Origin of the sequence: Calothrix sp. UHCC 0171, from assembly GCF_034931845.1 — a bacterium.
Taxonomy (GTDB): Bacteria; Cyanobacteriota; Cyanobacteriia; order Cyanobacteriales; family Nostocaceae; genus Brunnivagina.
Genome location: NZ_JAYGHN010000020.1, coordinates 1 through 11,039, shown reverse-complemented (window position 1 = coordinate 11,039; position 11,039 = coordinate 1). Strand labels below are relative to the sequence as shown.

Genomic DNA, 11,039 nt, shown 5'->3' with positions numbered 1-11,039 from the left:
CGGGCTAGAAGCCCGCACTACAAAAAAAAACAATTTACACATTTGGGATGCTCCCGGAAGTTTTAGCTATAGTGGAAGCTACAATGATATTGGTCTATTTGTGGAAACTGATGGTTCACAAATATCTTTCAGTAACTTTTCGCGTTCTTGCTGCAATAATGGGGAGGGATTTTCCACACTATAAAATAATAAAATCGCATCCGACCAAAGATGAGTAGATTTATTTGTGTTTTGATTCGGAACTTCGTAATTGAGGAAATATTCGGCTTTTCTTAATGCAATTTCCTCTGAAGAAGCTTTATTTGCTTTTAGTTTTACTTCCATTTCTTGCAAATCTAGATTTATTTTATCACGTTCTGCGGCTGACATAATTCTAAAGAGTGTAGGCTTGATAATTTCCTCGGCTTTTTGGGTACTTAGTTCTTGAGTAATTAGTTCTTGGGTAATTAGCCATTGATATAATTTACCAGGTTGGAGTTGTTTGGTTCCTTTATATAAGATTTTTTGCTGTGTAATATTAATGTCAGTTTCCCAAACAACTTTTTGAGTTTCAAATTCGCGAACAATTAACTTTGCTTCTGGTAATTTCTCTGGCTCTAATTGCCCATGCCACAAAAATAATGGTTTGTCATGCCAAATAATTAGGTTATCTACTAAACCTGGAGAAACAGGACAAATCAGACTTCTGGCGCTATTTGTTTTGGTCGGACGCTTCCCAAAAAGTTTGGAAACCCAACCTGTAAATTGTTGAGCAATTAGTATATTTTGAGATTTGTAATCTTGAGATTTATAATTTAGGGTTATTGTTGATTTTGCCCAACTTTGATTACTGATACTGCTAAAAGCTGTCACCAGAAAAGTTAAGGTGAGAATTTTAATTTGAGATGACTTTATCTGGGAATTAAATGCAGTTTGTATTTTATTTGTGTCGGTCTTGCCTGTAATTTTGCCTGTACTTTTCAAATTAAACTTGAAATTAAACATATCTTTTGCTCCTAATCGCGGGAATTACATAAGCTAAAAATGCTGATGATGGTAAAAACCACGGTAATAAAATTGCCGCAGATATATATATTTGCAATGTTGCCAATAAGTAAAAAGCCACGAAACCGAGAGTGCTAATTAGAATTTTGAGCCGTAGTTGTGGATGTAATGGAGACTGTTGTCTGAGTAAAATTGCCGCAATTTTTCCGAGAATTAGGGCAACTCCAACAACCCACAAATCTGGTATGGGTGTCACCAAACGCTGGGGGTATAAGAAATGGTGCGTCATGTATGCCAACGATTCACCCCCTGTTAACCAAGGCTGTTGAGTCCAGTAGCTCATTGCCGAAGGTGTTGGGGAGCGATCTGGTTCTTTGGCTGACATTCCCAAACGTTCATCGTCCCCAACTGCGATTAAAACGACTTGGTTTTTAATTAATGGATACTTGTTATTGATATCAGGAGTTTCTAGCAATTCCCAAGCGGGAATTTTGGTATAGACTCGATTGGGTGGAATAGAAAAATCAACAATTGGCTGCAATCCTAAAGATGGTTGCCATTGCAAAAGTCTGTTTAAGTCACCTTTGGGCGATCGCTTTTGTTCGATCGCATCTAGCAATTGAGTGCGTAAATCAACTTTTCCACTTGTTTTTGGTTGGGGTAAGTCGGTGATTTCTTGCTTGGCAGTATGTACTAGTGCCATCAAGTAGGAAATTGGACATTTTTGACGACAACGTTGATTTTTATCGGGTACTTCAACGAAGTAAGGATTTGCGTCACTATAACCCTGTATAGTCCAATTGCGATCGCGAATTCCGTTAGCTTGATTGATTTCTAGTTCTTTGGTTTTGTCTTGATCAAGATTTGTAGCAAAGATAGTCCAAATATTCTGATCGACTGCTCGCTTGACTGCGGTTCCCAATTCTTTATCGGCTAATGGTATTTCTTTTTGGGGTGTATCGACAAAGATATCTAAAGTAACGACAGATGCATTTAATTTTCTCACTCGCTCCATCAATTGGGCAATGTAACTGCGATTGAGCGGGGATAGTTCCGGAGCGGAAAGCTTACGGCGATTAATAGATTGAGTATCTATTTGGACTAAGGCAACTGGGGGAGCTTCTTCGCTGGGAATTTGATTGGTAGTGTGACGGTAAGCAGCTTGGAGAAATAATCTGCCATCAAGGAGAAAATCTTGCACAGGATAAAGGGAACTCAAAATCAGAGTCGCAGTGATGGCGATCGCTTCAGTATAATTTGGTAGAGATTGTTTGAGTCGATGTTTCCAACCATAGGCGGGGATGCGAAATAATTTTGCTCCGGGATGGCAGAAAAGTGAGGGAACTAAATAAGAAGATGGGTAAGTGTGTTTCTTCTCTAAGTGCAGAAATTGCCTTGCTTCTGCCAGGGATTCGTACAAATCGAGATGTTTGCCTAAACTTTGCAGAAACCTGACTAAAAATTCTTGGGCGACGCGGTTATGAATGCGTTCGCGCATGACAACTACTTGACTAAAACCTAAATCAATTAAACTGTTGGCGATGCTTAATCCACTACAGGAATTAAAAATTGCCACCTTTAAACCACGTTTTTTGGCTGCACTTAATTGAGGGGCAATTTCATTAATAGAAATTGATTTTCCTGGAGCAATTCCTAACTCTCCCCCAATTATTTCCGCTTCGTCACTATGTCCCGCAAAAAATAGTAAATCCCAACCTTTAATATCTGCGATCGCATCAACAATTTCCTGTCTGACTTCGTTAGCATTTTTATTCGGTTGCCAACCTACAAATGTGACATCTGCTATTTTTCGTAATTCTTTTAAAGCTACTTTTTCGATTTGAAAATTTTGTCCTGTATCATCTCCCAAAATCGCTAAAATTCTTGTCTTGCGATTAGTTTGCTTGAGTTGCGAGGTTGTGGCTTCAACATTAACATTTAAGGGCGCACGAATTAATTCAATCGTTCTCATACTGCCAAATTCTGTCCCAATTTCCCAAGCTTCCCAAGGAAAACGTTCTATTTCAATTGGGGCACAAGTGAGAAAAATTTGTACTGTTTGATTGATGGTGATATCTTCTTTTGCTGATTCTTGACTTCCTCGGGCAATTTGAGCGCGAATTTCATAAAGCTCCGCACTTCTCAACCAGCGATTAAACTCATAGATTAATTTACTTTCTGTTTTAACTAGTTCTGCGTGCCAGTCGATACTGACTGGAGCAATCCCAGCATCTAAAGCTCGTCCCCGCAGATTATCCGGTTGGAAAAAGATGCCACTGTCTGCAACTATTTCCTGCATTTCTGATTTATAAAAATTGAGATATGCATGTCGCCAATCTTGATAAAACTGCGTTAAATTCGCTGGATAGCTTACTTGATTCCTCAGCACTTGCCCTTGTCCCCAGGACAATTCAAATAAACATATTTGCTCGATTTTTTGCACCTTGAGATTGAATATTTGGGTATTGGTTTTCATGGTTTTCATCTAGCAGTTAATATTTTTGGTAGGCGAGAACTAAAGAGAACTTAATTTTTTTATATTTGATTTATTTTTTGATTTATTTTTTTATATTTGATTTATTAAAAAGCATTTATAAAGTAAATATTAAGGATAGTCGTGCAGGGAGGAACCTGCTTTCTCATCAAAAATTCAGATGATGCTCGATACTTAAATCCAATAAACCGGGTTCCTTTGGTCTTAAGGTTTACTTTATACATAACCTCTAATTAATACAAAAATCATCTCAAAAATATCAACTTTTAGAAACTATGGAAAACGGCTACATCTATATAATTAAATATTATTATTTTTTGCGCCAATCATAATTCCATTAATTTTTCTTAATATCTTGCATTCTTTACTCTCTATTCCCAACCCATACCAAAAGGTGGAATTTCAAATACTGCATCTTCGATAGTTACTGTTACTTGAAATCTTTCGTTGACATCGCCAATGACTCTCCCGTAAGGTATACCTTTACTAGAGTCTGCAAAAAATTCGGAAACTAATATTTGAGTGTCGTCGTGAATTTCCAACTTAATATTTTGTGGCATTGCTGTATGTGGTTGGGAACCCAAGGCAATTAATAGCACCCATTCCTGGGTATCGGAAGTTTCATCCAATATCCACATAATTGCGTAAAGGCGCAAACTTCCACATTCAGAATCCAAGTCCCGGAAAGCACCACCTGCTGTTAGGGGAATATAAACTCCTTTGGTTTCTAAAGTAGAGCGAATGGCATCAAAACCTTCACTAAAATCGCGCATTTGCGATAATGCCACTGAAGGCATCAGCATCCAGCCTAGTTCTTGAGCAACATTATCAATTTGATTTTGTAACCAGAGTCCGACGTTAATTAGAGGTTGAATAATTGATGGGGTTGTTGCTTTATATACCCAGTTAATTAATTCTGGATTATTCAACAACACTTGAGCTTCTGCTGGGGTGATTAATTCCCAAAGTTTTTTGGTTTGGAGTTGGGATTTTACTGATTCTAATTTTTGCTGTAGGGCGATTACTTTCTCAGTTGGAATTGTGGCAGTGATTGGTAATAGAATTGCCTCTGCATCCAAACAACGAAGATTCAACAGTAATTTATCGACATCTTGGTTAAAGATGCTTTCTGGCAATGTGTAAGTCCAATCTGATTCTATTTCTGGATGGGCAGAATGTTGATATTGAAGATATTGTTCGTAGTTAATAAATCCAGAGATAGCAACTTGATTTTGTTCTTCATCAACTTGCATCAACACATAGAAATGTGCTGCCAGTTCAGGAACATCAAAAACTGCAAAGGGAAAGCTATGTTGGTTGCTAAATTTGTTCGCAGTGACAAGACAAACTTGGAAATTACCAACTTGAATTTTACAAGCTGCTGCTACTAAATTTGCATGTGGAGGTTGCCAAATTGAAGCTTGATTAATATTAATTATTAAATTACTGTCCCGTTCTTGTAACCATTGTGCAAAACCCAAAACACCTAAAGCACAAAGGTAAACTTGCCAGCGTTGTTCAGGTTGATGTATTGATTGACTCAAATTTGCAGCTTGTTGTAAATCTGCTGGTTGCAATTCTATTCTCGTATCGTTAAAACAATACCAATCAAGTAAATCAAAATCATGAGAATCAGGTGTTGGAGGAGGTTGGTAAATCATACATATTTATTCCTATTTATTTAATTTTTACTTTTTCTACTTTTTTACTGCTAGCTACAATTGAAAAACTTAACTGGAAAATTTATGCCTTGACTTTCTCAAATCGAGATAATGACATAATCGACGGGATAACATACCCTTTAAAGGTTGATCGCGAACTGGATTTCTCACCTCAGATTGGGCTTCTTCCATAATGCTAGAAATTTGCTCATCTAAAATTGCATCTACCTTTTGTTCCAAATTTTGCAAACTTTGTGAATCTGTAAATGATTTAGCTATTTCCAACACTTGCGAACGTAAAATTATCAGTAACTTTTGGCGAATATCTGCACGCAACTCATTTAATTTTAAAAATCGAGTGACTTCATACTGCTTCTTCAAACCAATTTGCGGAGCAATTTGATTCATCGATCGCCCTTGACAGTGAAAAAGATGTAAAGCCGTCACAAAAGATTCTTCCACAGATTGGCGTTTGCGTTGTAACCTGATGATAAAATCTTCCACAACAACCGCGATCGCTTCATCTAAAGAAGCCACAAACTGCTTTTGATACAGCCGCAAAAACTCAATCTCTTCTCCATCCTCCTGCGTAGACACAGAACTTTCCACTAACGGTTGAATTTCTGGACGATCTAAAGAAACCGAACTCACTGCACCCCCCTGGGCTGCAATCCGGTAACGTCTGAGTTTAGCTGCGATCGCTTGTAATTGTCTCAAAACCGCATCCCCACTCAAAACCCTCCCAGTTGCCCCTTGCAGATGCTTGGCAATTCGAGTCAGCTGTGCCGATGTTGGCACTTGGCAAGGCAAAGTTGAACCATGAAGACGCTGCTGCAAACGTTCTTCCCGGTAAATCGCGTGATAACTTACCAAAAGTTCGCAGGTTTGCTCAATCTCCAAAGCAGTTAAACCATACATACTCGTCAGAATTCTATGGATTTCTTTAGAATTTGTATCGTTTAATAAAGCCCAATCGCTAACTAAAAACACACCATGCTGAAGCAAAAAGCGCTTCAGTTCCGGCTGCTGTTTGACATAACGATTAACCCAAGTATTCAACGAACCCCTAACTGGATCGAAAGTCTTTAAAACCGTTGTCGCCAAAGATTGATAAGAATTAACTTGAGTCCTTCTTGAGCTTCGCTGCACCATTGCCAAAACTTCATCATCCAACACAAACGGCAGTAAATCCTTATAATCAAAGCCATTCGAGCTTCCGAATTTCATCCCCAAGTCTAAACACACTTGATATACCTGGTGAGAAATGTAGCAACGCAGACAGATTTCTGCTAAGTAAGCATCCTCACTATTAGCATTTTTAGATTGCATTTGCTGCCACAAATTGCGTTGAACTGCGGCATCGGCAATATCTGATAACCCTGAAAAATGCTTTTGTAAATAGTTTTGAGCTACGGCAATCATTTCAACCCGGCGATTACTATTAGAGTCTAGCTTGACAAATTCACAATACTTTGATACTAGAGCCACAGTAAATTTACTCAATGCCAATCACTTTTATTCTTCCACCTCCTTCGTATAAATGCAATTTTCGGGGTGACAGCATTTCTGTGGTGCTACTATTCCTCTATTTCTGCAACTTGGCAGCTTATGCAAAATTTGGGGATTTCTGCATGATGGATTTTTGATGCGATTTTATCAGTGGGAAAATAAAATCTTAAGTATTTAAAAATAAAACTTAGTCAGTGATATTACAGACAAAGAGAAGCCTTTACAAACAAGCGATCGCACTTAATAAAAGTATAATATTTCTAAAAAATTACGGTAATCCTTAGAAATAAAAGTTTTAAGTCAAACCATAGCAATGACTTTGACTACTACAGCCTGACACCACCGAAAAGTCATGAGTATAATGTATGACTGTAAATTGACACTTGATTTATCACCGAAAGGTTAATTATGTCAGACCAATTCACTTTTACTGTTACAAATGAAACAGACTTAGCAATTACAGAGCTTTGGGCATCTGTAGACGACGAAGACTGGAAAGAGTTCACCTTGGGAGATGAAGGTATCCCACCAGGAGAAACAATCACAATTGCTTGGGCAGAATATACAAATGAATCGCCATGCGAATGGTATATTTGCTGCACATATGAAGATGAAACAGAATCTGATTCTGCTGTGTTCAATTTCTGTGAAGAGCCAGCCTTGGTATTTAGCTAAATTTACTTTGAATAAATCGCCCTTGGTTGATTCGTGAATTATATCAAGGGCATTTATATTTTTTATTATTTTATATTTATTTATCTAACGAATGCGATCGTAGGTAGAATAATTCAACAGAGAGTGTCTTTACGTAAGAATATCAAAACTGATTTATGATGTTTCCGCGAGGAGCCAATCCAGATAATCCTGATTTCCTCCTGTGATTGGCAAAGCTACCACACAAGGCACTTCGTAGCTATGCTCCAATTTGACTTTTTTCGTTAGCTCTTCCAGTAAATCACGGCGTGATTTCAAAATCAAAATCGCTTCCTTAGCTACCTCCAATTGATCTTTCCACCAATAAATGCTGTCCATCCCATCAATTACATTGGCACAGGCAGCGAGACGAGTTTCTACCAAAGATTTACCCACCTGAATGGCTTCAGCACGATCTTTACAAGTGACGTAAACAAAAACAGGTTCCATGCAGTGTTTCCATTAATTTCGCTTCTTTGCAGATGTATAGCCAAATTGCTACCACTTGTTGTTAAATTACCAGAATATGCATCTGCAACCATAGTGAAAAGTGTTTGAGTTTTTGTTATTCAAAGTGGTAAAAGAGAATTAGGTTGCTTCTGGAGGAGTGTTGTTGCCAATTCCCAGTTCTTCTTTACTACTATTGAATTGTGTCCACAGTTCTTTTATCTGTCTGTAAGCTTCTTCCGAGGGAATTTTTCCGGCTGTCTCTAAGTCAGTAATGTAGCCAACCCTTTGTGCAAATTCCTGGAGATTCGCATTAAATGCTAGGTTTTCCGGCGTAAAGTCACCGTGGTAAGGACGGCGAGGGTATAAAAAATTATCTTTATCACTCTGATTAAACTCTGCCACTATTCCATACCAATTGCTACATAAAGATTTAAGCTTCTCAAAAACAAATTTCCAAAGCAAATTGTTGAGTAATTTGTGATTAAAAAACCAGCATCTTGATAAATATCCCTATTACTTTATCTAACTCCGGTTAAAATTAGGTTGCATAAAGGTTATGTAAAGATTATGCAGAAATCCAATTTGATATTTGAATAAATACGTAGTTACTTTAGTGACAGCATAACGCAGCAAATACTTATCAATGATGCGTTACTTAATTTTTTTCATCAGTCAAACTGGATTCCTCATAAGCTGTTGCGTATTTAATTTGTATATGAGACGCGGGCAAGATGCCCCGGAGTTTTCCGTGAAGAACATCTCCCCGGAAACTCCTCTCCGCACTACAATTATTTTGGGTTTTTGACTTATATGATTTAGCTGCACATCAGCTTACTCGCATTAAAAAAGTTTTAACTCCTCATTCTTCCCAATGAAAATGATGGATTTAAAAGTTTATGATTATCAATCAATTGTTTAGCAATACCACTGACTACGTTAGTCCAAGGGTGTTCTGGATAACGTAAACAGAAAATATCGCTACTGGCTAAATGAAACATCTCCTCACATACAGGTAAAATGCCAGCAACAGGAACGCTATAAGTTGCTTGAACTTGCTGTTTTAAGGCTTCGGGATTGAGACTGGGTAAAGCTTTATTGACAACCAAAAGCATTTTCTGAACATCCAATTTACGCGCCACATCAATTGTGACGGCTGTTCCTTGATAATCTTGCTTATCAGGACGTAAAATTACCACAAGAACATCAGAAATTATCGCCGACAGTAGTGTTTCTTCATTAATACCAGGGTGAGTATCAATGAATAAATAATCTAATTTTAGACGCTGCATTAAATTACGAAATCCATCATTAAGTAAACGAGCATCATAACCCTCACGTAAAATCCGAGAAATTTCACCAGTTTTAATACTTGAGGGGATTAGATAGATTTTACCTGGGTTTTTATTAAACCAATTCTGTTTTTGTCGGCTTGTAAACACAGAACTGACATCATAAGTTGCCGCTTCGATCGCACAACGTCCCCAAAGGTAATCATTCAATGTATATTTAACTTTTGATTCATCTAAACCAAAAGGAACATGAATTCCTGGAGATTGAATATCTGTATCCACAATCCCAACTCTGCATCCTGTGCGGGCAATAACAGTCGCCAGATTCGCTGTAACGTTAGATTTACCAGTACCACCTCGAAAGGAATGAATTGATATAATTTTCGCCATGATTTTAAGTCCTAATTAATTATTATGGGGGAGAGTGAGAATTGACCAATTACGAATTATTTATTCCATTCATTCCGAATAGACTTTGCAGTTTGCTGGAGCTTTTTAAAATAATCACTTTCGGCTATTTCCGCAACTTCTTTGATAATTTTAGATTGGTCAATCTCTACCTGTAGTTGTTGTAATTGCTCGGCTAATTGTTGTTCACGTGTATATATTTCATGCACCATTTTTTGAAAGACTTTTCCTAGTTGTCCCAATTCATCGTTACGTTGGGCGATTTGATTTAGTCCTTGACGTTCTAAAGCTCTCACCTCGTTAGCACTGACATTTTCTAAACTAATACGTTGAGCAAGTTTTGCCATTGGTTTCAGAGGTTGAATCACTCTCCATTTCAGTAAATAGTTAATAGAAACAATCACTAATGCAAAAATGCCAATAAAGATACCAATAAATAAATAAGTAGCTTGACGAGCGTCCTGAAAAACTTTACTCGCAGGAATATAAATTATCTGAGTACCAATAATTTGATTTAACTTCCAACCATAACCATTTTGCGTACCATATTTTTTGATGTGGCTTTGAGGAGCAACTTTTGGGGAACTATGACACTGCAAACAACTCGCATCTGTCACAGCCAGAGGTTGAGCAATATAAAATAGTTCTGTACCAGTTTGGGAGCGGAAACCAGAAAGGGATTTGAGATTGCGATCGCCTATAAATCGCTCAATTAATCTAGCCTCAAATAAATTGGCTTGATCCTCCATATTTGTGGGATTCAGTGTTGCATCTTTATAAATAAAATCTTTGTAGTTCCAATTTTGTCTCAGCTTCTTAACTACTTGTTTGGCTGACAAACTGGGTATAGTTTCGGGGATAAAACGAGTTTCCGGGTGAGCAATTTCTGCAAGTAAAGGTGCAATATCGTTTGTTGTATAGCTTTTAACAGCATTAACTAGTTGCATCGCCATCTGTCCGCGATCGCTCATTTCCTCTTGAGCCTTATTTTCTAAAGCTTTTGATAAGGATATACCACCAAGAATTATCCCAGCCACAAAGATTATTGATAAAAGCAATGTAAATTGAGAGCCTAGTTTCCATTTATCAATATTAAAATTAGCAATTTTAAGACGATGTAACATTTCCCAGTCTCTATCAACGCTCTTTACATCTATATATCTGGGAATAGTTAACTCGTGCAATTTTGGTCAAATGTCCTGCCATCACTGCGTTCTCCCGTCTTCCTCCCTGTTTCTCCTCCTATTTATATCGCTTCTCCCAAATCTGGCAACACATAAAATAAATCTCCGTGTCTCTCCATCTCCGTGTCCCCGCGTCATCATCTGTTACTTTCTTTTGGAGAATTGGTATTATTTCCTGTCTCCAACTAAAGTTGGAGTCGCTTCGATGGAGAAAAAGCTGTTTTCAATCCGAACTTTCTCCTGATGCACAACAGTTGGCGAATTGAATACTATGAACACATGAAGCGAAACGAACCGCAGCAAACGAAACCAAAACAAACAATAAATGGTTTACAAAATGCGACTTCGCTAAACAAATATATCTTAA

General features: G+C 37.6%; 9 protein-coding genes. 1 reads left to right on the top strand and 8 read right to left on the bottom strand.

The features are described 5' to 3' along the window. Positions 1–78 precede the first annotated feature (78 nt). From VB733_RS15935 to VB733_RS15920, 4 genes are all read right to left on the bottom strand, one after another. The gene (locus VB733_RS15935; protein ID WP_323341043.1) at positions 79–984 is read right to left on the bottom strand and encodes a hypothetical protein; all 906 of its coding nucleotides are present in this window, start codon (positions 982–984) and stop codon (positions 79–81) included. Then, positions 977–3,460 (bottom strand): CHASE2 domain-containing protein, encoded by a 2,484-nt coding sequence (locus VB733_RS15930; protein ID WP_323341042.1) that lies wholly within the window; start codon positions 3,458–3,460, stop codon positions 977–979. The genes VB733_RS15935 and VB733_RS15930 overlap by 8 nt, the downstream gene beginning before the upstream one ends. 389 nt (positions 3,461–3,849) lie before the next feature. Then, positions 3,850–5,139, bottom strand: a complete 1,290-nt coding sequence (locus VB733_RS15925; RefSeq protein ID WP_323341041.1) for a DUF1822 family protein — start codon at positions 5,137–5,139, stop codon at positions 3,850–3,852. 69 nt (positions 5,140–5,208) lie between these two features. After that, positions 5,209–6,627, bottom strand: coding sequence for a hypothetical protein (locus tag VB733_RS15920; protein ID WP_323341040.1), 1,419 nt, complete (start codon positions 6,625–6,627; stop codon positions 5,209–5,211). 429 nt (positions 6,628–7,056) lie between these two features. Here VB733_RS15920 and VB733_RS15915 point away from each other — a divergent pair, with 429 nt between their 5' ends. After that, complete coding sequence (locus VB733_RS15915; RefSeq protein WP_323341039.1) at positions 7,057–7,323, top strand: hypothetical protein; 267 nt, start codon at positions 7,057–7,059, stop codon at positions 7,321–7,323. 153 nt (positions 7,324–7,476) lie between these two features. On the opposite strand, the gene cutA is transcribed toward VB733_RS15915, so the two are convergent. The 4 genes from cutA to VB733_RS15895 all read right to left on the bottom strand — a co-directional run bounded on the left by cutA (position 7,477) and on the right by VB733_RS15895 (position 10,612). Continuing rightward, a complete protein-coding gene (gene cutA, locus VB733_RS15910; protein WP_323341038.1) occupies positions 7,477–7,791 on the bottom strand; it encodes a divalent-cation tolerance protein CutA in 315 nt (104 codons plus the stop codon). A 138-nt stretch (positions 7,792–7,929) separates the two neighbouring features. Further along, positions 7,930–8,193, bottom strand: a complete 264-nt coding sequence (locus tag VB733_RS15905) for a hypothetical protein (RefSeq protein WP_323341037.1) — start codon at positions 8,191–8,193, stop codon at positions 7,930–7,932. Positions 8,194–8,642: 449 nt separating this feature from the next. Further along, entirely contained in the window at positions 8,643–9,470 is an 828-nt protein-coding gene (locus VB733_RS15900) for a MinD/ParA family protein (RefSeq protein ID WP_323341036.1), read from the bottom strand. 56 nt (positions 9,471–9,526) lie between these two features. Then, positions 9,527–10,612 carry a c-type heme family protein gene (locus VB733_RS15895; RefSeq protein WP_323341035.1) on the bottom strand — a complete coding sequence of 362 codons (1,086 nt, stop codon included), beginning with the start codon at positions 10,610–10,612 and terminating at the stop codon, positions 9,527–9,529. Positions 10,613–11,039: the final 427 nt, after the last annotated feature.